Annotated in this window: 24 protein-coding genes; 11 read left to right on the top strand and 13 right to left on the bottom strand. The window is 69.2% G+C overall.

Annotated elements, in window-relative coordinates:
* Positions 1 to 97 precede the first annotated feature (97 nt).
* Positions 98 to 1,765 (bottom strand): ABC transporter substrate-binding protein, encoded by a 1,668-nt coding sequence (locus AC04ME_RS03320; protein ID WP_042538101.1) that lies wholly within the window; start codon positions 1,763 to 1,765, stop codon positions 98 to 100.
* Positions 1,766 to 1,931: 166 nt separating this feature from the next.
* On the opposite strand from AC04ME_RS03320, the gene AC04ME_RS03315 reads away from it, so the two are divergent.
* Both AC04ME_RS03315 and AC04ME_RS03310 read left to right on the top strand, forming a co-directional pair.
* Positions 1,932 to 2,579: a TetR/AcrR family transcriptional regulator gene (locus AC04ME_RS03315; protein WP_042538103.1), complete on the top strand. Its 648-nt coding sequence runs from the start codon at positions 1,932 to 1,934 to the stop codon at positions 2,577 to 2,579.
* Between the two features lie 23 nt (positions 2,580 to 2,602).
* Positions 2,603 to 3,817, top strand: a complete 1,215-nt coding sequence (locus tag AC04ME_RS03310) for an amidohydrolase (protein WP_042538106.1) — start codon at positions 2,603 to 2,605, stop codon at positions 3,815 to 3,817.
* A gap of 117 nt (positions 3,818 to 3,934) precedes the next feature.
* Here AC04ME_RS03310 and moaA read toward each other — a convergent pair whose 3' ends face one another.
* Both moaA and AC04ME_RS03300 read right to left on the bottom strand, forming a co-directional pair.
* Positions 3,935 to 5,020 (bottom strand): GTP 3',8-cyclase MoaA, encoded by a 1,086-nt coding sequence (gene moaA, locus AC04ME_RS03305; RefSeq protein ID WP_475433570.1) that lies wholly within the window; start codon positions 5,018 to 5,020, stop codon positions 3,935 to 3,937.
* Positions 5,021 to 5,227: 207 nt separating this feature from the next.
* Positions 5,228 to 6,115 (bottom strand): helix-turn-helix transcriptional regulator, encoded by an 888-nt coding sequence (locus tag AC04ME_RS03300; protein ID WP_475433568.1) that lies wholly within the window; start codon positions 6,113 to 6,115, stop codon positions 5,228 to 5,230.
* Positions 6,116 to 6,239: 124 nt separating this feature from the next.
* Here AC04ME_RS03300 and AC04ME_RS03295 point away from each other — a divergent pair, with 124 nt between their 5' ends.
* Positions 6,240 to 7,220 (top strand): aldo/keto reductase, encoded by a 981-nt coding sequence (locus tag AC04ME_RS03295; RefSeq protein ID WP_475433566.1) that lies wholly within the window; start codon positions 6,240 to 6,242, stop codon positions 7,218 to 7,220.
* Between the two features lie 130 nt (positions 7,221 to 7,350).
* Here AC04ME_RS03295 and AC04ME_RS03290 read toward each other — a convergent pair whose 3' ends face one another.
* Genes AC04ME_RS03290 through AC04ME_RS03275 form a run of 4 tightly spaced genes read right to left on the bottom strand, consistent with a single transcriptional unit; the run spans position 7,351 to position 10,361 of the window.
* Positions 7,351 to 8,406 carry a sulfate/molybdate ABC transporter ATP-binding protein gene (locus AC04ME_RS03290; protein ID WP_475433564.1) on the bottom strand — a complete coding sequence of 352 codons (1,056 nt, stop codon included), beginning with the start codon at positions 8,404 to 8,406 and terminating at the stop codon, positions 7,351 to 7,353.
* Complete coding sequence (modB, locus tag AC04ME_RS03285; RefSeq protein ID WP_042538116.1) at positions 8,403 to 9,191, bottom strand: molybdate ABC transporter permease subunit; 789 nt, start codon at positions 9,189 to 9,191, stop codon at positions 8,403 to 8,405. Before modB ends, AC04ME_RS03290 begins: the two co-directional genes overlap by 4 nt.
* Positions 9,188 to 9,967 carry a molybdate ABC transporter substrate-binding protein gene (gene modA, locus AC04ME_RS03280; RefSeq protein WP_042538118.1) on the bottom strand — a complete coding sequence of 260 codons (780 nt, stop codon included), beginning with the start codon at positions 9,965 to 9,967 and terminating at the stop codon, positions 9,188 to 9,190. The genes modB and modA overlap by 4 nt, the downstream gene beginning before the upstream one ends.
* Position 9,968: 1 nt before the next feature.
* The gene (locus tag AC04ME_RS03275) at positions 9,969 to 10,361 is read right to left on the bottom strand and encodes a TOBE domain-containing protein (protein ID WP_042538120.1); all 393 of its coding nucleotides are present in this window, start codon (positions 10,359 to 10,361) and stop codon (positions 9,969 to 9,971) included.
* A gap of 150 nt (positions 10,362 to 10,511) precedes the next feature.
* Here AC04ME_RS03275 and AC04ME_RS03270 point away from each other — a divergent pair, with 150 nt between their 5' ends.
* Genes AC04ME_RS03270 through AC04ME_RS03255 form a run of 4 tightly spaced genes read left to right on the top strand, consistent with a single transcriptional unit; the run spans position 10,512 to position 13,229 of the window.
* The gene (locus AC04ME_RS03270) at positions 10,512 to 11,279 is read left to right on the top strand and encodes a HesA/MoeB/ThiF family protein (RefSeq protein WP_475433561.1); all 768 of its coding nucleotides are present in this window, start codon (positions 10,512 to 10,514) and stop codon (positions 11,277 to 11,279) included.
* On the top strand, positions 11,276 to 12,523 hold the full coding sequence (locus AC04ME_RS03265) for a molybdopterin molybdotransferase MoeA (protein WP_475123371.1): 1,248 nt from the start codon (positions 11,276 to 11,278) through the stop codon (positions 12,521 to 12,523). Before AC04ME_RS03270 ends, AC04ME_RS03265 begins: the two co-directional genes overlap by 4 nt.
* The gene (gene moaC, locus AC04ME_RS03260) at positions 12,520 to 12,999 is read left to right on the top strand and encodes a cyclic pyranopterin monophosphate synthase MoaC (protein ID WP_079112112.1); all 480 of its coding nucleotides are present in this window, start codon (positions 12,520 to 12,522) and stop codon (positions 12,997 to 12,999) included. Before AC04ME_RS03265 ends, moaC begins: the two co-directional genes overlap by 4 nt.
* Complete coding sequence (locus AC04ME_RS03255; protein WP_367822278.1) at positions 12,996 to 13,229, top strand: MoaD/ThiS family protein; 234 nt, start codon at positions 12,996 to 12,998, stop codon at positions 13,227 to 13,229. Before moaC ends, AC04ME_RS03255 begins: the two co-directional genes overlap by 4 nt.
* A gap of 13 nt (positions 13,230 to 13,242) precedes the next feature.
* Here the strand turns inward: AC04ME_RS03255 and AC04ME_RS03250 are convergent, their stop codons facing one another.
* The 5 genes from AC04ME_RS03250 to AC04ME_RS03230 all read right to left on the bottom strand — a co-directional run bounded on the left by AC04ME_RS03250 (position 13,243) and on the right by AC04ME_RS03230 (position 17,106).
* On the bottom strand, positions 13,243 to 13,683 hold the full coding sequence (locus AC04ME_RS03250) for a molybdenum cofactor biosynthesis protein MoaE (protein ID WP_367822276.1): 441 nt from the start codon (positions 13,681 to 13,683) through the stop codon (positions 13,243 to 13,245).
* A complete protein-coding gene (locus tag AC04ME_RS03245; protein ID WP_042538132.1) occupies positions 13,680 to 14,168 on the bottom strand; it encodes a MogA/MoaB family molybdenum cofactor biosynthesis protein in 489 nt (162 codons plus the stop codon). Before AC04ME_RS03245 ends, AC04ME_RS03250 begins: the two co-directional genes overlap by 4 nt.
* A gap of 41 nt (positions 14,169 to 14,209) precedes the next feature.
* Positions 14,210 to 15,850, bottom strand: coding sequence for a molybdopterin-dependent oxidoreductase (locus tag AC04ME_RS03240; RefSeq protein WP_475433559.1), 1,641 nt, complete (start codon positions 15,848 to 15,850; stop codon positions 14,210 to 14,212).
* An 84-nt stretch (positions 15,851 to 15,934) separates the two neighbouring features.
* On the bottom strand, positions 15,935 to 16,207 hold the full coding sequence (locus AC04ME_RS03235; protein ID WP_056375416.1) for a hypothetical protein: 273 nt from the start codon (positions 16,205 to 16,207) through the stop codon (positions 15,935 to 15,937).
* A gap of 200 nt (positions 16,208 to 16,407) precedes the next feature.
* Entirely contained in the window at positions 16,408 to 17,106 is a 699-nt protein-coding gene (locus AC04ME_RS03230) for a GTP pyrophosphokinase (protein WP_042538139.1), read from the bottom strand.
* Between the two features lie 98 nt (positions 17,107 to 17,204).
* On the opposite strand from AC04ME_RS03230, the gene AC04ME_RS03225 reads away from it, so the two are divergent.
* Positions 17,205 to 17,564 carry a nuclear transport factor 2 family protein gene (locus AC04ME_RS03225; protein ID WP_056375415.1) on the top strand — a complete coding sequence of 120 codons (360 nt, stop codon included), beginning with the start codon at positions 17,205 to 17,207 and terminating at the stop codon, positions 17,562 to 17,564.
* 102 nt (positions 17,565 to 17,666) lie between these two features.
* Positions 17,667 to 19,754, top strand: coding sequence for an APC family permease (locus AC04ME_RS03220; RefSeq protein ID WP_475433994.1), 2,088 nt, complete (start codon positions 17,667 to 17,669; stop codon positions 19,752 to 19,754).
* 6 nt (positions 19,755 to 19,760) lie between these two features.
* Here the strand turns inward: AC04ME_RS03220 and AC04ME_RS03215 are convergent, their stop codons facing one another.
* Positions 19,761 to 21,167: an aminotransferase-like domain-containing protein gene (locus AC04ME_RS03215; RefSeq protein WP_079112108.1), complete on the bottom strand. Its 1,407-nt coding sequence runs from the start codon at positions 21,165 to 21,167 to the stop codon at positions 19,761 to 19,763.
* Between AC04ME_RS03215 and AC04ME_RS03210 the strand changes: the two genes are divergently transcribed.
* Positions 21,166 to 22,116: a DMT family transporter gene (locus tag AC04ME_RS03210; RefSeq protein WP_475433556.1), complete on the top strand. Its 951-nt coding sequence runs from the start codon at positions 21,166 to 21,168 to the stop codon at positions 22,114 to 22,116. The two genes, AC04ME_RS03215 and AC04ME_RS03210, sit on opposite strands and share 2 nt — an antisense overlap.
* The gene (locus tag AC04ME_RS03205) at positions 22,116 to 22,727 is read left to right on the top strand and encodes an FMN-binding negative transcriptional regulator (RefSeq protein ID WP_079112106.1); all 612 of its coding nucleotides are present in this window, start codon (positions 22,116 to 22,118) and stop codon (positions 22,725 to 22,727) included. The genes AC04ME_RS03210 and AC04ME_RS03205 overlap by 1 nt, the downstream gene beginning before the upstream one ends.
* The last annotated feature ends 1 nt before the right edge of the window (position 22,728 follow it).

Genomic DNA, 22,728 nt, shown 5'->3' with positions numbered 1-22,728 from the left:
CGGTCCTCGCTCAACGACCGGGGAGGGTGGCCTCCCCCGGTCGTTGAGCGAGCGAAGCGAGACGAAACGCGCCGAATCTGCGTACGACGCCTCGTGCTTACTCGGCCGGCTTCAGCTTCGTGAGGATCTGCACGATGTTCTGCTGAGTCGGGTCGCCCGAGGCATACGGGTCCTCCTCCGAAGGCCACCCGACGTAGTTGCGGGTGTTGTACTCGCCGAGCAGCGGGTGCGCGCCGAGCGGGATCGCCGGGACCTGCTCGACGAAGATCTGCTCGAGCGTCGTGATGGCCGCGGTGCGCTCGTCATCGGACGACGCGTTGGCGTAGGTGTTCAGCGCGTCGGTCGCAGCGGGGTCTTCGAAGCGTCCGAAGTTGAACCCGGCGATGCCCTCGGGCGAGATCCAGCGCGGGTCCATCGTCGACGTGTAGAGACCGTAGGCCGTGCCGCTGTCTTCGAGCCAGTGGATGATGGCCGAGAACGACCCGTCGTCGCGGGGTCCTGCCCAGCCGCCCCAGTCGGGCATGTCGATCTTGACCTCGGCACCGATGGCCTCGGTGACGTCTTCGGCGATGAGCTCCTGCGCGGTGTTCCAGTCGCTCCACCCCGAGGGCACCGAGAGCGTGAACGAGACGGGCGTGCCGTCGGGGTCGATCAGCGCGTCGTCCTTCCAGGTGTATCCGGCTCCCTCGAGTAGGTCGCGCGCCTTCTCGGCATCGACGGAGTACTCCTCGCCCTGGAACTCGGGCTGGATCTCGTCTTCGAGGATCGACGAGAGTCCGGTCACAGACCACACCGGCTCGCTCGCCCCTTCACGGGCGATGTCGACGTACGCGTCGCGATCGATGACCCAGGCGAGGGCCTGGCGGAACGCCACGTCGTCGAACGGCTTCTGCTGCAGGTTCATGAACAGCGTCGCAGAGCCGGTCGTCGGGGCCACGAAGAACTTGTTGTGCTCGGGGTCGGCGTCGAGGAACTGCTCCTGGATCTGCGGGATGAACGCCTGCGCCCAGTCGGCCTCGCCCTGTGCGAGAGCGGTGGTCAGTGCCGTGTTGTCGCCGTAGGAGACGTAGTGCAGTTCGGGAACCGCGAGGTCGCCGCCCCAGTAGTCGTCGCGCGCCTCGAGGGTGACCGACTCGGTCGACCAGTTCGACAGCGCGTAGGGGCCGGTGCCGACCAGGTCGTCGCCCTTGACGGGGTCGGTGGCCGGCTCGTCGAGGTTCTCCCAGATGTGCTTCGGCACGATCGGCACGTGCAGCACGCGGGCCTGGTTCACGTACTTCGACTCGCCGAAGTTCAGCGTCACAGCGTCGCCGTCGACGGTCGCGCCCTCGAACTTGAGGCCCGCGGTATCGAGCGCAGGGGTCGAGACGAGCTCGTAGGTGAAGACGATGTCGTCGGCGGTGAAGGGCTCGCCATCGCTCCAGGTGACGTCCTTGCGAGGCACCACGGTGAGGGCCGTGTAGTCGTCGTTCCACTCGATGCTCTCGGCGAGCCAGGGGGTGACCCCCCGATCGCCGGTCTGGTTCACGAGGGCGAGGGTCTCGAAGATGACCTTGCCGTAGCCGTACTTCGAGGCCGACGAGTCGCCGACGTAGGGGTTGTTCGACTCGGTGGTGATCGCACCGTCGGGCTTGGCGATCGTCAGGGCTGCGCCGCCTGCTCCGGCGTCTCCGTCGTTCGATCCGCCGGCTGCGCAGCCGGCGAGGGCCGAGACGCCGAGGGCGGAGATCGCCGCGACAGCGATCATGGACTTTCTGAGCTTCATTGCTTCTCCTTGGGCACGGGTCGTTGTGCTGTGTGGCTGTCGGTGCACGGGCATCCGACCTCATTCGCTTACTGGCGAGAAAGTAAGCTGGTGCGAGGTTACCCGCCAGTAAGTAGAGTTGGCAAGTACGATCCAGTGCAGGATTCGGTGCAGAAGAGGATGGACCATGTCGAAGGATGCTGTCGCCCACACGTCCGTCCGGCCTGCCACCCGCGAGAAGCGCGAGCAGATCCTCAAAGCCGCCGTCGAGATCTTCGGCAACAAGGGCTCGACCAATGGCACGCTCGCCGACGTCGCCGAGCAGGTGGGCATCACCCACGCCGGCGTGCTGCACCACTTCGGGTCGAAGCAGAAGCTGCTCCTCGAGGTGCTCGCCTACCGCGACCAGGCGGACGTCGCAGAGCTCGCCGAGAAGCACATCCCCGGCGGGCCGGAGCTCTTCCTGCACCTCGTGCGCACGGCGGTCGCGAACGAGCGGCGCCCCGGCATCGTGCAGGCCTACACCGTGCTGTCGTCGGAGTCGGTGACCGACAACCACCCCGGTCGCGACTACTTCGAAGACCGCTACACGACCCTCCGGCGCGAGGTCACCGACGCGTTCCACCTGCTGTGCGCGCAGGAGGGTGTGACGGAGCCCGACACCGTGGCCACCGCCGCGGCCAGCATCCTCGCCGTGATGGACGGGCTGCAGCTGCAGTGGCTGCTGCACCGCGACGTCTTCGACCTGGGCGAGGCGAGCGAGTTCGCGATCCGCTCGATCGTCAACGGTGTGCTGCACCCCGGACCGGCACTGGAGTCGTACCGCCGCGACTAGGTGCCACGACTAGGCTCGGGGCCATGACGATCGACCTCGAAGCGCTCTACACAGACCTGCACCAGCACCCTGAACTGTCGTTCCAGGAGACGCGCACCGCCGGCATCGCGGCCGGTCACCTGCGGGATCTCGGCCTCGAGGTGCACGAGGGCATCGGCGTCACCGGGGTGGTCGGCATCCTGCGCAACGGCGAAGGTCCGGTCGTCTGGGCGCGCGCCGACATGGATGCACTGCCCGTAGGTGAAGAGACCGGCCTCGCCTATGCCAGCACCGCGACCGGCATCGACCCCGCCGGCAACACCGTGCCCGTCATGCACGCCTGCGGTCACGACATGCACGTCACCGCCATGATCGGTGCGGTCGAGAAGCTCGTCGCCGAGAAGGACGACTGGTCGGGAACCGTGGTCGTGCTGATCCAGCCCGCCGAGGAGTACGGAGCAGGCTCCCGCGCCATGCTCGACGCCGGCCTCCGTGACCTCGTGCCGCACCCCGATGTCGTCCTGGGCCAGCACGTCACTCCCCTGCCCGCCGGCACGATCGGCGTACGCCCAGGCACTCAGATGGCGGCATCCGACGGCCTCACCGTCGTGCTGCACGGACGCGGCGGACACGGCTCGCGGCCGCACTCGACCATCGACCCCGTGGTCATGGCCGCGGCGACCGTCATGCGACTGCAGACCATCGCCTCGCGAGAGGTCGACCCCCGCGACGTCGCCGTGGTCACGGTCGGCTCGATCCACGCGGGTCTGAAGAACAACATCATCCCCGCCGAGGCGAAGCTCGAGCTCAGCCTGCGCTACCCGAACGACGAGATGCGCGACAAGGTGCTCGCGAGCGTCGAGCGCATCGTGCGCGCCGAGGCCGCGGCATCGGGAGCAGAGCGCGAGCCCGAGATCCGCACAGACCACACCCTGCCGCCGACTATCAACGATGCGGATGCCACGGCACGCGTCACGTCGGCGCTGCAGCGCGCGCTCGGTGAGGCGTCGGTGATCGACCCCGGCATGTTCACCGGCAGCGAGGACGTGTCGTGGTTCGCCCGCGACACCGGGGCGCCCCTGGTGTTCTGGTTCTGGGGCGGCGTCGATGCGGCGAAGTTCGCCGCGGCATCGGCGGCCGGGACCCTCGACAAGGACATCCCGACGAACCACTCGCCCTTCTTCGCACCGGAGATCCACCCGACGATCGAGGTCGGCGTCACGGCGCTGTCGGCGGCTGCGCGCGAGTTCCTCGACTGAGACTGTTCCCTCGCCGTTCATAATTCAGCATGGACGGCCGGAACCGGGCCGCAACCCTGCCCTGAGCCCGCGGAACGCGCGTTCTCTGCTGAACTGTGAACGCGAAGCGGGGCTGACTCAGCCGCCGATGGCGTTCATGCCGCGGGCGGGCTGCAGGAATGACGGGTCGTTGATCGCGTGCCCCGGCAGCTTGCCGTGCACGCACGAGCGCAGCATGGCGCCGATCCCGCCGGCACGCCGGGCGGAGTCGAATGCCCCGTCGCCGCGCAGCACACCGATCAGGTCGTATTCGGCGTTGGAGAACAGGCAGTTGCGCAGCTGGCCGTCGGCCGTCAGGCGCAGCCGGTCGCACGCGCCGCAGAAGGGGGCGGTGACCGAGGCGATCACGCCGACCTCGTGCGGGCCGCCGTCGATGCGCCACTTCTCGGCCGGCGCTCCGCCGCGTCCGGGAACGGGCTCGAGACTCCACCGCGCGCCGAGCTTCTCGAGGATCTCCTCGCGCGTGACCATCGACGCACGATCCCACGTGTGCCCGGCGTCGAGAGGCATCTGCTCGATGAAGCGCAGCTGCGCGCCGACCTCCATCGCGAACGCGACCAGGTCAGGCAGCTCATCGTCGTTCACACCGCGCATCGCGACGGTGTTGAGCTTGAGCGGGCGGAGCTCGGATGCCGCCGCTGCCGCGATGCCCTCGAACACGTCGTCGATGCGATCGCGGCGGGTGAGGTCGGCGAAGCGCTGACGGTCGACCGTGTCGATGCTGATGTTCAGGCGTGTGAGCCCGGCGTCGATCAGCGCGGGCAGGTGCTTCGCGAGCGTGATGCCGTTGGTGGTCATGGCGACCTCGACGGGGCCCTCGTCGCCCTGGATCGCCGAGACGCGGCGAACGACCTCGACGATGTCGGCGCGCAGCAGCGGTTCACCGCCCGTGAGCCGGAAGGTGCGGATGCCGAGCGAGGCCGCGACCTGCGCCACCTCGACGATCTCGTCGGTCGACAGGATGCTGGTGCGCGCGAGCCATTCGTTGCCCTGCTCGGGCATGCAGTAGGTGCAGCGCAGCGAGCAGCGGTCGGTCAGCGAGATGCGCAGGTCGCGGTGCACGCGACCGTGCGTGTCGACGAGGCCCTGCGGCGCGGGCGCCGAGTCAGCGGCGATCACGGGGTTCGGCGAGCGCACACCGATCACGACCGGCACGGCCGTCATCGCAGTCTCCCTCTCCCCGACATGTTCCGAGACTACCCGCGCGTTCGGTGTCGGGGCCCGTCTGGCGCGACGACCGGCATATTGCCAGGTCGCGGAGCCGGTCGGCTCGGACGGGACCGCCTGGCTGCTGTTCCCCCACCTGGCGGGATCCACGGCCGCATCCGATCAGCCATTCGGGATCCCGCCGGCACCCGGAGCCGCGGCGAATCAGGCTCGACCGTTCTCCGTCGCGGCTTCACGCACCGCCGTGTGCTCCAGGTTGGCGAGCAGTTGGAGGCGCTCATGGGTGGCCGAGCCCGGCTCAGCAGAGAAGACGATCATCGAGAGCCCCCGGTCGGACGCGAGGTCCATGGCCTGGAATGTGAGGTCCAGGTCTCCGACCACGGGGTGGTGCACCTTCTTCACCCCCGTGCGGTGCTCCCGCACATCGTGGGCTCCCCACAGCGTACGGAAGAGATCGCTGCGGGTGGAGAGCTCACCGACGAGATCGCTGAGCTTCCGGTCGTACGGCGACCGACCTGCCTCGGCACGGAGCACAGCGACGATCTGACGCGTCTGCGCGTCCCACTCCCGGTAGAAGGACTGGGCGCGTGGATCGAGGAACATGAACCGTGCCGCATTGGCCGGGGGATGCGCGTCATCGAGCATCTCGGAGAACAGCGCCCGACCGAGGGCGTTGGTCGCGACCGCGTCGAGACGACCGTTCTGCACGTAGACCGGAACGGTGGAGATCGCATCGATCGTCTGCCGCAAGCCCGGCGTGAGCTGCTGCGCCCGTACGGGACGACGACGCGGCTGCAGATGCGCTCCGGCGTTCGCCGCCCTGATGAGGTCGTGCAGATGCGCGTGTTCGGCATCGTCGAGCTGCAGGGCCCGGCTGACTCCGTCGATGACCTGCTCCGACACCCCGGCCGCGTTGCCGCGCTCGAGGCGCTTGTAGTACTCGGCACTCATTCCGGCGACGAGGGCGACCTCTTCTCGGCGCAGCCCCGGCACCCGACGACGACCGCCGAAGTCGGGCAGCCCGACTTGCTCTGGGGTGAGCTTGGCACGCCTCGTCGTGAGGAACTCGCTGATGGCGTCGTGGGTCTCCATGCCAACGACGGTACGCCGATCCGCTCGGTCGAGAGGGGTCCTGTCGGTGCACCCATAGCCGGGGCCACGCTAACTCGGGCCGAAGAGCGTTGACTCGAATCATCATCCGACAGAAGGAACAGTCATGAAGAACGCACACCTCGGAAGCCTGGACGTCTCGCGCATCGGCCTCGGCGCCATGACCATGGCGGGCACATACACGACCGGGGGTGGCCTCGACAATGACGAGTCCATCCGCACCATCCACCGCGCCCTCGACCTGGGCGTCACCCACTTAGACACCGCCGAGATCTATGGGCCGTACCTCAGCGAGGAGATCGTCGGTCAGGCCATCAGGGGGCGCCGCGATCAGGTGAAGATCGCCACCAAGTTCGGGCTCGTCTCACACTCCGGCGGCGGACCGGGTGTGACCGACAGCAGCCCGGAGAACGTGAAGGCCGCCGTGGAGGGCTCCCTGCGACGCTTGGGCACCGACCACATCGACCTCTACTACCAGCACCGTGTCGACCCGAACACGCCGATCGAAGACACGGCAGCCGCGGTCGCCAACCTGGTCGCCGAAGGCAAGGTACTGCACTTCGGGCTCTCCGAAGCCTCCGCGCAGACGATCCGACGCGCGCACGCCGTGCATCCGGTGTCGGCGCTGCAGACCGAGTACTCGCTGTGGACCCGTGATGTGGAGTCGGAGATCCTGCCGCTGCTGCGCGAACTGGGCATCGGCTTCGTTCCCTACTCACCGCTCGGACACGGTCTGCTGACCGGTCAGATCCGTTCAGCGGCCGACATCCCCGACGACGACTGGCGCAAGACCAACCCGCGGTTCGTGGGCGAGAACTTCACGCGAAACCTCCGCCTCGTCGACGAGGTGCGCGCGATCGGAGCCGAGATCGGCGCGACGCCGGCGCAGACCGCCCTGGCGTGGATCCTCACTCGCGGCGACGACATCGCGCCCATCCCCGGCACGCGCCGCGTTGCCCGAATGGAGGAGAACACCGCCGCGGACGCCGTCGAGCTCACCGCCGACCAGGCCGACCGGCTGACCGCGCTCGAACCGGCTGCGGGCGCACGGCATGACGACGCGAACATGGCCACGATCGACAGGTGAATCGGCTGTGCGGATGAACCATCGATGCTGGTGGCTTTCCGGCTGACGAGTCCCCGGGTGGCCGGCGGAGAGGCCGAATCCGATCAGCCATCCGGGATGCCGTGAGCAATCCGGCGCAGCGGAGGCGGACTCAGGTGACGGCGACGAATCCCACGAGCGCCGGGTCGATGCGCAGCCGCAGCCTGTCCCCGACCGTGAGGCCCCCGGCAGCATCCAGCGACAGGTCGACCGCACCCGCATCGGTGTGCACGCGCACACCTCCCAGCGTGGGCTCGAGGCGCGTCACCACGGCCGTCCACGACTCCGGGCCAGCCTCCGCGACCTGGACATCCCCCGGACGGAACACCGCGGCGAGCGCGGCACCGTCCGTCGCAGCGAGCTCACGCGACGCAGGATCGGCGCTGGTCAGCCGCACATCGCCGCCGCGCCACGCACCCTGGCTCGCGACGCCCACCAGGCGATTGAGCCCGGCGATCGAGGCCACGAACCTGGATGCCGGGGCGGCGAGCACGTCGCGCACCGGCCCCTCCTGCGTCACGCGGCCAGCCTCGACGACGATCAACCGATCGGCGAGCGCGACGGCATCCGCCGCATCGTGGGTGACGGCGACGGTGGTGGTCGAGGCGAGCTGATCGCGCAGCATCCGCCTGATGTCGCCTGCGGTCTCGGGGTCGAGGGCGACGAGCGGCTCGTCGAGCAGCACGACGCGAGGGGATGCGGCGAGCGCACGAGCGACCGCGACGCGCTGCTGCTCGCCTCCGGACAGCTCGTGCGGCATCCGCTCTCCCGAGCCCGGGAGCCCGACCCGTGCGAGCCAGTCGTCAGCGCCTGCGCGGGCAGCACGATGCTCGATACCCGCAGCGCGCGGACCGAAGGCGACGTTCTCGCCGACCGAGAGATGGGGGAACAGCCTCGGCTTCTGCCCGAGCAGCACCACACCTCGGCGCATCGGCTCCGTGCGCACTCGTGGCTTGGCGACACGATCCACGACGCGCCCCTCGACCGTGATCTCTCCGGCATCGAGCGACTGTAGTCCGGCGATCGCCTGCAGCAAGGTCGACTTTCCCGCACCGCTCGGGCCCATCACAGCCACTGTCGCGCCAGCGGGCACCTGCAGCGACACGTCGACGACGAAGTGCTCCCGCTGAACGACGACGTGGGCGCGAAGACCCTCTGCGCCGGTCATCGCGCCGCCCCGGGACGCCATCCACGCACGAGCAGCAGCACGAGGATCGCGGTGGCGAGCAGCAGCAGTGCCAACGCGACGGCGGCCCCCTGCGTCACTCCCGCACCGTTGAACGCGGTGTAGATCGCGAGCGGCATGGTCTGTGTGACCCCGGGGCGATTGCCGGCGAAGAGCGCAGTGGCTCCGAACTCGCCGATGGCCCGGGCGAAGCACAGCACCACTCCGGCGACGATGCCGGGCGCGGCGAGCGGCAGCGTGATGCGGCGGAGGATCGTCCAGCGTCCGGCGCCCAGAGCCGCCGCCGTGCGCTCGTACTCGACCCCGGAGGTGCGCACGGCACCCTCGACGGCCAGCACCAGGAAGGGCAGCGCCACGAAGGTCTGCGCGAGCACGACGGCCGGAGTGCTGAACGAGAGGCCGAGGCCGCCGAACCACCCCGCTCGTCCGAACAGGTAGAGCAGCGCGACGCCGCCGACCATGGGCGGCAGCACGAGCGGAACGGTGACGGCGGCCCGCAGCACGGCGGCGAGACGCGGGCCGGAACGGGCGATCGTCAGAGCCAGCGGCACTCCGATCACGATGCAGAGCACGGTGGCGATGAGCCCCGTGCCGAGCGAGAGCAGCAGCGCCGATCGTGCGGCCTCCGACGTCACGTCGGAGATGAAGGTCGACCACTCGACGCGGGCGACGAGAGCCGCCAGCGGAAGGATGAGGAACGCGAGACCGATCAGGGCGGGGATGGCCAGTGCGCGCGGCGCGTATCCGTGCGAGACCGCAGCGCTCACGGCGCCCCGAAACCGTGGTCGGCGAGGATCCGCTGGCCCTCGTCCGAGAGCACGAAGGCGACGAACTCCTCAGCCCCCGCCGAGTTCGATGCCTCGGACAGCGCTGCGATCGGATAGTGGTTGACGACCTCGTCGGCACCGTCGGGCACGATCGCCTCGACATCGTCGCGGCCGACCACGTCGGTCGCGTAGACGAGCCCGGCGTCCGCCTCGGAGGCGGCGACCTTGGTCAGCACCGCGGTCACGTTCTGCTCGAGGCTGGCCGCCTCGACCGTGACGCCCGCGTTCGAGAGCAGCGTGGCGGATGCCGCACCGCACGGTACCTCGGGGGCGCACAGCACCGTGGTGACGTCGGCCAGGTCGTCGAGGGTCTTCACGCCGCCGGGGTTGCCCGTCGGCACGGCGATCACGAGAGTGTTGGAGGCGAACAGGGTCGGATCGACCGCGGCATCCTCGAGCTTGTCCATGTTGGCCTCGTCGGCTGAGGCGAACACGTCGGCCGGGGCGCCCTCGAGCAGCTGGGTGACCAGCGTCGACGATCCGTCGTACACGCCGGTGAACCGCACGTCGGGATTCTCCTGCTCGAACGCGTCGCCGATCTCGTCGAAGGCGCTGGACAGCGACGCGGCGGCATACACCGTGAGCTCGCCGCTCACCGCGCCCGCGGACGCCCCCTCAGTGCCGGCGGGTGTCGGCGACTCGACGGCACACCCGGTCAGCACGAGGGCGGCGGCAGCCAGTGCGATCGCGACGGTTCGGCGCGGTGTGCGGCGCATGTCAGGCCTTCGGCACTTCGACGACGACCTGCGTCGCCTTGACGGATGCCGTGGCCAGAGAACCCACCTCGAGGTGCAGATCGCGTGCCGCCTCGGCCGACATGAGGGAGACGACGCGATGCGGACCGGACTGCAGGTCGACCTGCGCCATCAGCCCGTCGATCTGCACACGGGTCACGATGCCGACGAAGCGGTTGCGGGCGCTCGAGTGGGCGTCGCTGGATTCGTGCGCCTCATCGGCCAGCTCGACTGCCCGCGCTGCGAGGGCATCGCCGGGGATCTCGGCGGGCACTGCATCGGTCGTCGGCAGCAGGCCCTGATCGACCCAGCGCCGCACGGTGTCATCGCTCACGCCGAGCAGCTGCGCGGCCCGGGCGATTCGAAAGGTCTGCATGCGTGAACATTACCGCGAATGCGGATGCTGCGGGCCAAATCGACCGCATCTGCGGAGCACGACACCCTGGCGCGCTCTCGTCCGCTCTCCGACGACGACGAATCTGTCTGAGTTCACCGCGACGTCGCACGCCGGGCATAGCCTGGTGCCATGCAGCCGCTCGTCGCACCCGCACCCGCCCTCGATCCGGCAGAGCTCGTCCGCACCGCCCGGCACGCCGTGCTCGCGGGCATCGGCGAAGAGGGGCAGCGTCGCCTGGCGGCGGCCCACGTCGCGGTCGTCGGTGCCGGCGGCGTCGGCTCCCCCGTGCTGCTCGCGCTGGCAGCCGCCGGCATCGGCACCATCACCGTGATCGACGACGACGTGGTCGAACTGACGAATCTGCAGCGCCAGCTCGCGCACCGCGTCGAAGACATCGGCCGCCCCAAGACCGCCTCCGCCGCCCGCGCGATCACGGCCCTGTCGCCCGACGCCGACGTGCTGCTCGCCACTGAGCGACTCGACTCCGAGAATGCCGAGCGCCTGTTCGCCGGCGCCGACATCGTGGTCGACACGAGCGACTCCTTCGACACCCGCCGCGACGTCGCGGCCGCGACCGAGGCCCTCGGCATCCCTCTCGTCTGGGGAGCCGTGCAGGAGTGGCACGCACAGGCCACCGTGTTCTGGTCGAACCCGCCCGAGAGCGATCCGGTCGTGCTGACCGACCTCTTCCCACTCGGCACCGAGGGCGAGCCGCCGAGCTGCGCGCAAGTGGGCGTGCTGGGTGCGCTGTGCGTGCAGGTCGGAGGGATGCTGGCGACCGAGGTCGTGAAGCTCATCACCGGCGCGGGCGAGCCGCTGCTCGGACGCCTCGCCATGATCGACGCCCTCACCTCGAGGCAGCACGAGATCGCGATCCGCTCGGCGGTGTCGGCATGAGCGCCGCAGGAGGCGGCCGCCGATCGGTCGAGGAGCAGCTCGCTCGCGTGCTCGACGCCGTGCGCACCCTGCCCGGTGAGACACGGGCGATCCGCGACGCCGCCCATCGCACCCTCGCCGAGCCGGCGACGGCAGCCCACGACATCCCCCTCTTCGACAATTCCGCGATGGACGGCTTCGCGGTGCGAGCGACCGATGTCGCCGCGGCATCCGAGGAGAAACCCGTGGTGCTGCGGGTCGTCGCAGACCTGCCCGCCGGGGTGTCGGACGACCCGCCGCTCGCGGCAGGCGAGGCCGCGCGAATCATGACCGGCTCCCCTGCCCCGACCGCGGCGGATGCGATCGTGCCCTTCGAAGACACTGCGGGAGGCCTCGCTGACTCTCTGGGCGAGGTGCGAGTGCTGCGCGCGCCGGCCGCCGCCGGAGCCTTCATCCGTCGCCGCGGCGCGGACCTGAGATCCGGGGATGCAGTGGTGCACGCGGGCGAACGTCTGGGCGCCTTCCAGCTCTCCGCAGCCGTCGCCGCCGGGGTCGAGAGTGTGACCGTGACCCGGGCGCCGCGGGTGGCCGTCGTCTCGACCGGCAGCGAACTGCTCGAACCAGGCGAGAGTGCGGCCCGCGGCCGCATCCCCGATTCCAACGGCCCCCTGCTCGAGCTGCTCGTCGCGGATGCCGACGCCGAGGTCGTGCTCGTCGCCCGCGTGGCCGATGACGCCGAGGCCGTGCGCACCGTCACGGCGACGGCGGTCGAGCGCGGTGCCGACGTGATCGTGTTCACGGGCGGTGTGAGCGCCGGCGCCTATGAGCCCGTCCGCGGTGCGTTCGACGGCCGCGGCGAGGTCGAGTTCGCGAGCGTCGCGATGCAGCCGGGCAAGCCGCAGGCGTTCGGTGTGCTCGACACCGGCACCCTCGTGTTCGGACTGCCTGGCAACCCCGTGAGCGTCGCTGTGTCGTTCGAGGTCTTCGTGCGACCGGCGCTGCTCGCGCTGCAGGGTCGCACCGAGATCCATCGCCCCCGCGCATCCTTCACCGCCGATGCGTCCTGGACGCCCCCTCCCGGCCGCCGTCAGTACCTCCCCGCGGTCGTCGACCTCGCGAACCGCACAGTGCGCCCGGCGACCGCCGGCGGCTCGGGCTCGCACCTCGCCGGAGGTCTCGCCAGAGCGCGTGCATTCGCGATCGTGCCCGCAGAGGTCGAGGCCGTCGCCGTGGGCGATGCGATCGATGTCATGCTGGTCGAATGAGCTTCACGCACCTCGACTCGGCCGGCCATGCCCACATGGTCGATGTGACCGGCAAGCAGCCGACCGTCCGCACCGCCACCGCGCGCGGCTTCGTGCGCTGCAGCACCGACGTGATCGCCGCGCTGCGTGACGGCACCGCTCCCAAGGGCGACGTGCTGGCGGTCGCGCGGATCGCCGGCATCCAGGCCGCCAAGTCGACGCCGACCCTGCTGCCGCTCGCTCACGTGATCGGTGTGCACCGCGCCAACATCGAGCTCGACATCGTCGACGACGGCGTGCATGTCGAGGCGACCGTCGGCACCGCCGACCGCACCGGCGTCGAGATGGAGGCGCTCACGGCCGTGTCGGTGAGCGCTCTGGCGATCGTCGACATGATCAAGGGCCTCGACCGGTCTGTGGTCATCGAAGACGTGCGCATCGTCGCGAAGTCGGGCGGACGCTCGGGCGACTGGGTGCGCGAGGGAGAATCGCGATGACCCGCGTGCGCTACTTCGCCGCCGCAGCCGAGGCGGCAGGCGTCGATGCGGAAGAACGGCATGAGACGTCGCTCGAAGCCCTGCGCGCCGCGGTCGTGGCGGAGCATCCGGCTCTCGTCGACATCCTGCCGCGATGCGCGGTCATGGTCGACGGCGTGCGCAGCGACGACGACCGGTCGCTCGACGACGCCCAGCTGATCGACGTGCTGCCGCCCTTCGCCGGGGGCTGACTCGGGCGTCGGCTCAGCCGCCGATGCCCTTCCACGACGTGGAGCCGTCGGACTCGACCTGACGCTTCCACACGGGCAGCGACGTCTTGATGTCCTCGATCACCGCCCGGCACACCTCGAAGGCCTCGGCGCGGTGCTCGGCGGCGACCGCGATCACGACGGCTGCATCACCCACATCGAGTCGACCGATGCGGTGGCTCACGGCCACCACCACTCTCGCATCGCCGACGGCATCCGCCGCAGCCTCTTCGGCGATGCGTCGCAGCGTCGACTCGGCATCGGGGTGCGAGCTGTATTCGAGGCCGACCACCGCAGTCGTCGCATCGGGGTCGTTGTCGCGCACGCGACCGATGAACGTCGTGACCCCACCCAGGGCGGGATCATCGACCGCGGCGAGATGTGCGTCGACGTCGAGACGCTCTTCGGAGATCCCAGCGATCCGAACCTCGTTCACGAGTGGTCACCGCCCGCGACCTGGTCGACCACGTGTCTCGCGACGGTCAGCACGACGGGAACCCCGGATGCCACGGCCCGCGGGGATCCGGGAAGATTCACGACGAGGACTCCGGCGGGGTCGACGATGCCGGCGACTCCGCGAGACAGCACCGACAGCGGAGTGTCGGCGAGACCGCTGCGGCGCAGCTCCTCGGCGAGGCCCGGCACCTCACGGGTGATCGCCCGACGGGTTCCCTCAGGGGTCTCGTCGCGCGGGCCCACGCCGGTCCCCCCGGTGGTCACGATCAGTTTCACGCCGCGCGCGACCGCCCGGCGCAGCGCGTCAGCGACCGACGAGGCACCATCGGCGATGACCTCGGCATCGGGGCAGTGCCACCCGGCATCTCTCAGCAGGCCGACCGCGATGGGGCCGCCCCGATCTTCTCGTTCACCCGCGAAGGATCGGTCGGAGACGGTGATCACACAGGCGGGGAGCGACGTCATGGCTCCCACACTAGGGCGAGATCCGGCAGGACGCGCCGGCATCACGCGACGCGGATGAGCGAGCGCTGCCAGCCCGACGAACCGTTCGGCGCGACCGGCGCACGCTCTTCGATCTGCATGTCGCCGTTCTTGTTGATCGCCCGTACGGCCACATAGTGCGTTCCGGGGGTGGCATCCCACTCCATGAACCACTGCACCCAGGTGTTCTCATTGATCGGGGCAGAGAGGGTCGCCGGCATCCATTCGCCCTCATCGATGCGCACCTCGACGCGCTCGATGCCCACCGTCTGCGCCCACGCGACCCCCGCGATCGGGATGCGCCCGGCGTCGACCGCCTGACCCACCTTGGGGGTGTCGACGCGCGAGGCGAACTTGATCGGTGCCTCGGCGCTGTATCCGCGAGGTGTCCAGTAGGCCTCGTCCTTGTCGAAGGTCGTGACCTTCAGCTCGGTGAGCCACTTCGTCGCCGACACGTAGCCATACAGGCCGGGCACGACCATGCGCACCGGGAAGCCGTGCTCGAGGGGCAGCGGCTCGCCGTTCATGCCCACCGCCAGGATCGCGTCGATGTTGTCGTCGGTCAGCGACGACAGAGGCGTGCTCGCCGTGTAGCCGTCGACGCTCTTCGACAGCACCATGTCGGCACCCGACTTCACGCCGGCCTTCTTCAGCACATCGCGCAACGGCACACCGAGCCACTTCGCGTTGCCGACGAGGTCGCCGCCGACCTCGTTCGAGACGCAGGTGAGGGTGATCGCATACTCGTCGAGTCCCATGTCGAGGATGTCCTGGAAGCTCATCTCGACCCGCTGATCGACCATGCCGTCGATCACCAGACGCCAGGTGCTGGGGTCGATCGTGGGCACGGTCAGTGCGGTGTCGACGCGGTAGAAGTCCTTGTTGGGAGTGAAGAGCGTGCTGAGTCCGGGGATGTCGAGCTCGGCGCCCTTCGGCACGGTGACGGTCGACTTCGGCGCGGGCAGCTTGAGCGCGTCGCGGATCGTCGCGACGGAGGCGACGGTCATGCTCACGGCGCGCGAGGCGATGCCGACGACGACGGCCGAAGCGCTGGCGATGCCCGCGAGGACGAAGAACTGACGGCGCCCCATCGCCTTCGGGGGCTGCTCGACATCCTGGCCCACCGTCTCGCGATCGGTCACGGCGAGACCCTCGCCCTTGCGGTCGGTCATCGCGACGGGAACGGCCGACGCCTTCCACGTTTTCAGACGGCGGATCAGGAGGACGATCAGGATCGACCCTGCGATGGTGCCGAGCACGGGAGGCAGGAAGGCGAGGGCCGTGACACCGGCCCTGGTCACGATCGCGGCGGTGGAGAGCGCGCCCGCGACCGCCAGGGCGATCACGCCGAGCGGGGGACGGAGCAGCTGCAGGATTCCGGCGATCGCCGACGCGATCACCACCGCGAGACCGAGACCGACCAGCAGCGCGATCTTGTCGTACTCGCCGAAGGTCGCGATCGCGAACTCCTTGAACGGCTGGGGCACGATGTCGATCACGAACCCGCCGACCGCGAGTATCGGACTCGCTGAGCGCGCGAAGATCAGCGCGAACAGCTCGGCGGTGGCGAGGAAGACGGCCCCGCTGATCACACCCGAGAGTGCGGCCCAGAAGATGAATCGTCTGCCTGTGCTGCGCTGAGTGCCTTTGCTGCGCTGTGCCATGGTCTGCTCCTTCGCACCGCCGACGGTGTGGTCAGCGTTTGTTCGGAGCGGAGACGCGAACGGATGGGCGCGCGGGAGCTGTCGCTAGAGGCGGCGCGCCGTGATGGTGTCGCGGTCCTGCAGCTGACGCAGGGTGCGCAGGCATCGGGAGCACAGGATCTCGACGCGACGAGGGTGGTTCTCGCCGCAGACGCAGTCGACGGTCACGCGCCATTTGGCCTTGCGGCCGCAGGCGGCGTACGCCTCGTCGTCACCGTGGTCGCACTCGCAGAGCTGGCGTCCGCGATCGTCGAGACCGGGGAGCTCAACGAGGGTTCGCTCGACGTCGGAGACCGGAGGCTGCTGCGTTTTCACCACCTGCCGATGTTCCCAGGGGTGCGCGGCTGCGCGCAACACGGTAGCGCGGGCACCACACCGCGGTACTCGCGTGCGCCGCCGTGCACGATTCAGCACGAAAGCCGCGCGAACGGCCAGAACACCCCCAGAACCGGCCCATTCGATGCGCTCATGCTGAATTGTGAACGAACCGCCTGCGCACCCATCGCGCGGGCGGCGGGTCAGACCTGCACGACGTGCGGCGGGGGCGGCGGCGCGAGCTGGCGCTGCGGCACCCCGTGTGCCTCGCGGTGCAGGCGCTCCATGCGGCTGTCGAGCTCGGCTGCGGCCTCGGCCGCGTCGGTCAGGCTCTCGACGAGGTGCGAGGGCACCTGATTCGAGAACTTGTAATAGATCTTGTGCTCGAGGCTGGCCCAGAAGTCCATCGCGATCGTGCGGAACTGCACCTCGACCGGCACTGACAGAGCTCCGGTCGACAGGAACACCGGCACCTCGATGATGGCGTGCAGGCTCTTGTATCCGTTGTCCTTGGGGTTCGCGATGTAGTCCTTGACCGTGACGACGGTCACGTCGTCCTGAGCAGTCAGCAGGTCGAACAGGCGATACACGTCGGCGACGAAGCTGCAGGTCACACGCACGCCCGCGATGTCGGTGATCTCCGAGCGGATGCGCGCGAAGTCCGGCTCGGCGATCCCCTTGCGGGCGATCTTCTCGACGATGCTGTCGGGAGTCTTCAACCGGCTTTTCACGTGCTCGATCGGGTTGTAGGCGTGATGGTGGGTGAACTCGTCGCGCAGGATCCCGATCTTCGTCTCGACCTCCCGCATGCCGAACTCGTACTCGCGCAGAAAGCGCTGGAACTCGTCGCGGAGCTCCCGAGTCTGCTGGATCGCGTCGTCGGTGACCTGAAGAGACGTCATGCCTTCGACGTTATCCGTCCGTGATCGGAAGTGGCTGTGCATCTTCGATGGAGTCGTGAACCTTGACGATGTCGGAGGCCGGGTCTAGAACGGAGGACATGACCAGCGCAGGAGAGAAGTGGACCGAGGCGTACGTCGAGGCCTGGAAGTCGAACGATCCCCAGCAGATCTCCGCGCTCTTCAGTGAAGACGCGATCTACCTCACCAGCCCGGACGCCGAGCCGCGCGTCGGCCGGGCGGACATCGTCGCCGGCTGGCTCGACGACCTGGACGAACCGGGAACGTGGTCGTTCGACTGGTGGATCGTGCGCGAAGACGACGAGTTCGTCGTGGTCGAGGGGCGCACGAAGTATCCGGCGGAGCGCGACTACGTGAACCTCTGGATCGTCCGGCTGGATGCGGATGGGCGGGCGACCGCCTTCACCGAGTGGTACATGCCCCGCCCTCATCAGGATTGACCTGACGGGTCTCGACAGTGGCCCGTGAGGATTCCGTTAGGGACGCTCGAGCACCCGTAGGGATTCCGTGAGGAACGCGTGAGGAAGCCGTTTGCGGGCGTAATGTCGCCCGACGTGTCAGAAGAAACCCGCGGCAACACCGACGCTCCTCCTCGCGTGAAGCGCATCCTGATCGGCGACCCGCTGACGAGTGCGCAGGTCGACGATCAGCTGCTCCCCAAGAAGATGGCGTTGCCGATCTTCGCATCGGATGCGCTGAGCTCGGTCGCCTATGCGCCGCAGGAGCTGGTGATGATCCTGCTCATCGGCGGGCTCACCTTCCTGTCGTTCACGCCGATCGTCGCGGTGGCGGTGGTGGTGCTGCTGATCGTCGTGGTGCTCAGCTACCGGCAGCTCATCAAGGCCTACCCATCGGGTGGCGGCGACTACGAGGTCGCCTCGAAGAACCTCGGCGAGATCCCCGGCGTCATCGTGGCGGCGGCCCTGCTGGTCGACTACGTGCTGACGGTCGCCGTGTCGGTCGCTTCCGGTGTCGACAACATCATCTCGGCCGTGCCCGGGCTCGATCCCCTGCGGGTCGAGCTCGCGGTCGGATTCGTGATCCTCATCATCATCGTGAACCTGCGCGGGGTGCGCGAGGCGTCGCTCGTCTTCGCCATCCCCACCTACGTGTTCATCGGCTCGGTGGGCTTCATGATCGTGACGGGACTCATCCGCACGTTCCTCGGCGATGCACCGGTGGCGTCGAGCGCCGAGTTCGCCGTGCACTCCGAAGACCTCGGGCAGGCTGCGGTCATCCTCCTGATTCTGCGCGCGTTCTCGAGCGGATGCTCGGCCCTCACCGGCGTCGAGGCGGTGTCGAACGGCGTGCCCGCCTTCCGCACGCCCAAGGTGCGCAACGCGCAGACCACGCTCGTGCTGATGGGCTCGATCGCGGCCTGCCTCTTCGCCGGTCTCACCGCACTCGCGCTGATCACCGGGGTGCACTACGCCGAGAACCCCTGCGACCTGATCGGCTTCGACTGCTCGAACCCGCAGCCGAGCCTGATGGCGCAGATCGCCTCGGCGACGTTCGGCGGCGGCAGCATCCTGTTCTTCATCATTCAGGCCGCGACGGCGTGCGTGCTGCTGCTGGCGGCCAACACCGCCTTCAACGGCTTCCCGCTGCTCGGCTCGGTGCTGGCCCGCGACGGATACGCGCCCAAGGCGCTGAACACCCGCGGTGACCGCCTGGTGTTCTCGAACGGCATGATCGTGCTCGGCATCGCCGCGATCGCGGTGCTGGTGGTGTTCCAGGCGAAGCTCACCACGCTGATCCAGCTGTACATCATCGGCGTCTTCGTGTCGTTCTCGCTCGGGCAGATCGGCATGGTGCGTCACTGGAGGCGCATCCTGCGCGGACCGGCCGAGAAGACGTCAGGATCGGGAATCGACGGCGCCTCGGCATCCGATCGCCGCTCGGCGAGGATCGGCCTGGTCATCAACTCGGTGGGCGCCGCAATGACCGTCGCCGTGCTGCTGATCGTGACGATCACGAAGTTCACGCACGGCGCGTACCTGGTGTTCTTCGCGATCCCGGTGTTGGCGTTCCTGATGATGGGCGTGAAGCGGTACTACCGCGACGTCGAGCACGAGATCGCGATCGACGACACGACGAAGTTCGGCGCGACGGGCGACCTGGCGATCGTGCTCGTCAACCGTCTGCAGAAGCCCGTCATCAAGGCCATCGACTATGCGGTCGCCGCGAAGCACGGCAAGACGCTGGCGGTGCACGTCGCCGTGGCATCCGACGATGCCGCGCAGCTGCAGAAGGAATGGGCCGACCACCTCGTGCCGATCCCCCTGGTGATCGTCGAGTCGCCGTTCCGGTCCTTCGCTCAGCCGGTGACCCAGTTCATCACGCAGTACCGCGAGAAGCACGGCTCGTCGGTGGTCACGGTCTACCTGCCGCAGTACATCGTGGGGCACTGGTGGGAGACATTCCTCCACAACCGGCGCTCGCGTCGTCTCGCCAACCAGCTGTTGCTCGTGCACGGGGTGTCGATCACGCTCGTGCCGTGGCTGCTCGACTCGTCCGAGCTGATCTATGGACGGCGCTCGCGTCCCCTGCCCGGGCAGGAGCGTGCGGGGCGTCCGGTCGTCGTGAGCGGGCGTCGCGCGCACCGGCCCGAAGGTCCGCCCGAGAGCTGACGCTGCTCAGGATGCGGCGAGCACACCCCCGAGGATTCTTGCCGCCTCCGGGAAACGCGACGGGTCGGCGTGGGCGTAGTTGAGGCGCACATACGACCCGGAGGGCTCGGCGGGGAACCACTCGGACCCGGGAGAGATGATGAGGCCGCGCGCCTCGCATGCGCGAACGATTGCGACGACATCGGTGCCCTCCGGAAGCCGCGCCCAGAGGTTGAGGCCGCCGGTCGGCACCGTCTCGACGATCGCCGTCGGCGCGTGCTCGGCGAGGCTCGAAAGCAGCAGATCCCGTCGCGCCCGCAACTGTTCTCTGAATCCACGGAGGTGAGTCCGCCAGGCCGGTTGGGTCACGACGTCGAGCGCTGCGGCCTGCAGCACCCCGCTCACGTACATCGACTCGGCGGCGCGGTCGGCGAGGATGCGTTCGCGAGCCGGGCCGCGGGCGATCAGCGCTGCGATCCGCAGCGACGGTGAGACGCTCTTGGTCAGCGAGCGGAGATAGACGACATGGCCGTCATCGTCCATCGCCGCGATCGGCCGCGGATCGCCATCGATGGCCAGATCGTGCGCCCAGTCGTCTTCGATGAGGAAGGCCCCGTGTCGACGCACGCTTTCGAGCACGGCGAGGCCCGTCGCCGCCGGCCACCTGGCGCCGGTCGGGTTCGCGAATGTGGGTTGCGCGTAGAACGCGCGAGCCCCGGTCTCGGCGAAGGCTCGCTCGACGGCATCCGGATCCGGACCGTGGGGGCCCGACGGGATCGGCACCAGGACCACCCCTGCCTGCTCAGCAGCGAGCAGCGCACCCCAGTAGGTGGGGGACTCGATCAGCAGCGGCTGGCCGGCGCCGACCACAGCTCGGAAGATCGAGCTCAGCCCGCTCTGACTGCCCGCGATGACGAGTGCATCCCTCGCGGATGCTGGAGCGACGTCTGCCGGTGCGGATGCCGCGAGCTCGGCGGCGAACCATGCCTGGAGTTCGGGCAGCCCGGCGGCGGGTGAACGGGTGAGCGCCGAGGAGGTGCGCGCCGCGCGGGTGATCGCCTGGCGGACGAGACGTTCGGGAAGCAGCTCGACGGCGGGGTACCCCGAGTGCATGCCGATCGCATCGGGGGCGACGGTGCGCTGCGTCGAGGTGAGACCGGCGAGTCGGGCGGGAGGCGCCCCGAGGGCGGACGTCTGCCAGCCGTAGTCCGCAGCGCGAGGTGGTCGCTGTGCCCGCACGAACGTGCCTGATCCGGGCCTCGACTCGACCAGCCCCAGTCGCGCCAGGTGCGCCATGGCCTTCTGCACCGTGACGGGGCTCGCACCGTACTCTGCGACGAGGGCGCGATTCGACGGCACGCGGGCGCCCGGCGGAGCCGACGCGATCCACCGGCGGAGGCCGGCCACGATCCGGTCACTGCTATCCTGACTCATGAAACAACAGAGTAGCGTTATCGTCCGCCCACGTGCGCCGCTATCCTCGAGTCCCGGACTCTGGTGGGGACTCCTCGGCGTCACCGCCTTCTCGTTCACTCTCCCTTTCACCCGCATCGCGGTCGGCGGCCTCTCGCCGCTGTTCATCGGATCCGGCCGCGCGGTCGTCGCCGCAGCACTCGCCGCCCTGGCGCTGGCGGTGACACGTCAGCATCCGCCGACCACGGCGCAGTGGTGGCGCCTCGCGATCGTCGCCGGCGGCGTGGTCGCGGGGTTCCCCCTGCTGACGTCGTTCGCCATGACCGCTGCGCCTGCGAGCCACGGCGCCGTGGTGATCGGCCTGCTGCCCGCAGCGACAGCCGTGATGGTGGTGCTGCGCACCCGCGAGCGCCCCGGACGAGCGTTCTGGTGGTTCGCTGCTGTGGGTGCCGCCGCGGCGGTCGTCTTCGCCTCACTGCAGAACGGCGGCCTGAGCGAACTCCATTGGGCCGATCTGCTGTTGTTCGGCGCGGTGCTCGCGGCGGCCATCGGGTACGCCGAGGGCGGGTTGCTGGCGCGGGAACTCGGATCGTGGCAGACCGTGTCCTGGGCGCTGGTGCTCGCGGCGCCGCTGATGCTCGCGCTCACGCTGGGATCGGCGCTCACCCACCCGCCATCCGCCTCGCCGGTGCAGTGGCTCGCCTTCGCGTACCTCGCCGTGGTCAGCATGTTCCTCGGATTCTTCGCCTGGTACCGCGGGCTCGCGATCGGGCCCATGGCCCAGGTCAGCCAGATCCAGCTGGTCCAGCCCGTGATGAGCATCGCCTGGGCCGCGCTGCTTCTTCACGAGCAGATCGGCTGGCCCACCGCACTGGGTGGCATAGCCGTCATCCTGTGCGCCGCGCTCGCCGTGCGCACCCGACTGATCCATCCCCGACCCACCACTCACCCCCTGAACGAGGAGTTCTGATGCGCCACACACCCCGCTACCTGATGACCGACCCACTCGAGGTGAAGCGCCTCATCCGCGGCAACCCGTGGGCCACGTTCGTGTCGCCCGCGAGCACCGGACTGGTCGCCTCGCACTATCCCGCCCTGCTGATCGAAGACGAGCACGAGATCGTGATCGCGAGTCACTTCGGCCGACCCGACGAGCAGCTGCACGAGCTGGGAGACCACGAGATCCTCGTGATCATCCAGGGCCCCCACGACTACGTGTCGCCCAGTCTCTACGCGCCGGGAGACCTGGTGCCGACCTGGAACCACGTCACCGCCCACCTCTACGGCACACCCGAGATCCTCAGCGAGGAGAAGAACTACGCCATGCTCGCGCAGCTCACCGACCACTTCGAGAAGGGCACGCCGCACGGGCGCAGCCTGTCGGAGGACGAGGCCGGCACGCGTCGCGCGGCGAAGGGCACCGTGGGCCTGAGAATGCGCGTCGACCGCTTCGATGCGCGCGCCAAGCTGAGCCAGAACAAGTCTCCCGAGGTGCGAGACAACATCACGGGGCATTACGAGCGGACGAACGCGGCGCTCGCTGCCGAGATGCGCCGCGTCGCGGATCAGACGGCTCAATAGG

This window comes from Microbacterium sp. LjRoot205 (assembly GCF_056175745.1).
The sequence above is the reverse complement of the archived record's forward strand: the minus strand, read 5'-3'. Positions and strand labels throughout refer to the sequence as shown.

Excerpts from the sequence above, each read along its gene's own strand:
- AC04ME_RS03320 (WP_042538101.1), bottom strand. The coding sequence starts at position 1,765 with ATGAAGCTCAGAAAGTCCATGATCGCTGTCGCGGCGATCTCCGCCCTC.
- AC04ME_RS03310 (WP_042538106.1), top strand. The coding sequence starts at position 2,603 with ATGACGATCGACCTCGAAGCGCTCTACACAGACCTGCACCAGCACCCT.
- AC04ME_RS03290 (WP_475433564.1), bottom strand. The coding sequence starts at position 8,406 with ATGACCGGCGCAGAGGGTCTTCGCGCCCACGTCGTCGTTCAGCGGGAG.
- moaA (WP_475433570.1), bottom strand. The coding sequence starts at position 5,020 with ATGACGGCCGTGCCGGTCGTGATCGGTGTGCGCTCGCCGAACCCCGTG.
- AC04ME_RS03265 (WP_475123371.1), top strand. The coding sequence starts at position 11,276 with ATGAGCGCCGCAGGAGGCGGCCGCCGATCGGTCGAGGAGCAGCTCGCT.
- AC04ME_RS03300 (WP_475433568.1), bottom strand. The coding sequence starts at position 6,115 with ATGGAGACCCACGACGCCATCAGCGAGTTCCTCACGACGAGGCGTGCC.
- AC04ME_RS03295 (WP_475433566.1), top strand. The coding sequence starts at position 6,240 with ATGAAGAACGCACACCTCGGAAGCCTGGACGTCTCGCGCATCGGCCTC.
- AC04ME_RS03215 (WP_079112108.1), bottom strand. The coding sequence starts at position 21,167 with ATGAGTCAGGATAGCAGTGACCGGATCGTGGCCGGCCTCCGCCGGTGG.
- moaC (WP_079112112.1), top strand. The coding sequence starts at position 12,520 with ATGAGCTTCACGCACCTCGACTCGGCCGGCCATGCCCACATGGTCGAT.
- AC04ME_RS03210 (WP_475433556.1), top strand. The coding sequence starts at position 21,166 with ATGAAACAACAGAGTAGCGTTATCGTCCGCCCACGTGCGCCGCTATCC.
- AC04ME_RS03230 (WP_042538139.1), bottom strand. The coding sequence starts at position 17,106 with ATGACGTCTCTTCAGGTCACCGACGACGCGATCCAGCAGACTCGGGAG.
- modA (WP_042538118.1), bottom strand. The coding sequence starts at position 9,967 with ATGCGCCGCACACCGCGCCGAACCGTCGCGATCGCACTGGCTGCCGCC.
- AC04ME_RS03205 (WP_079112106.1), top strand. The coding sequence starts at position 22,116 with ATGCGCCACACACCCCGCTACCTGATGACCGACCCACTCGAGGTGAAG.
- AC04ME_RS03240 (WP_475433559.1), bottom strand. The coding sequence starts at position 15,850 with ATGGCACAGCGCAGCAAAGGCACTCAGCGCAGCACAGGCAGACGATTC.
- AC04ME_RS03225 (WP_056375415.1), top strand. The coding sequence starts at position 17,205 with ATGACCAGCGCAGGAGAGAAGTGGACCGAGGCGTACGTCGAGGCCTGG.
- AC04ME_RS03220 (WP_475433994.1), top strand. The coding sequence starts at position 17,667 with ATGTCGCCCGACGTGTCAGAAGAAACCCGCGGCAACACCGACGCTCCT.
- AC04ME_RS03245 (WP_042538132.1), bottom strand. The coding sequence starts at position 14,168 with ATGACGTCGCTCCCCGCCTGTGTGATCACCGTCTCCGACCGATCCTTC.
- AC04ME_RS03275 (WP_042538120.1), bottom strand. The coding sequence starts at position 10,361 with ATGCAGACCTTTCGAATCGCCCGGGCCGCGCAGCTGCTCGGCGTGAGC.
- AC04ME_RS03255 (WP_367822278.1), top strand. The coding sequence starts at position 12,996 with ATGACCCGCGTGCGCTACTTCGCCGCCGCAGCCGAGGCGGCAGGCGTC.
- AC04ME_RS03315 (WP_042538103.1), top strand. The coding sequence starts at position 1,932 with ATGTCGAAGGATGCTGTCGCCCACACGTCCGTCCGGCCTGCCACCCGC.
- AC04ME_RS03270 (WP_475433561.1), top strand. The coding sequence starts at position 10,512 with ATGCAGCCGCTCGTCGCACCCGCACCCGCCCTCGATCCGGCAGAGCTC.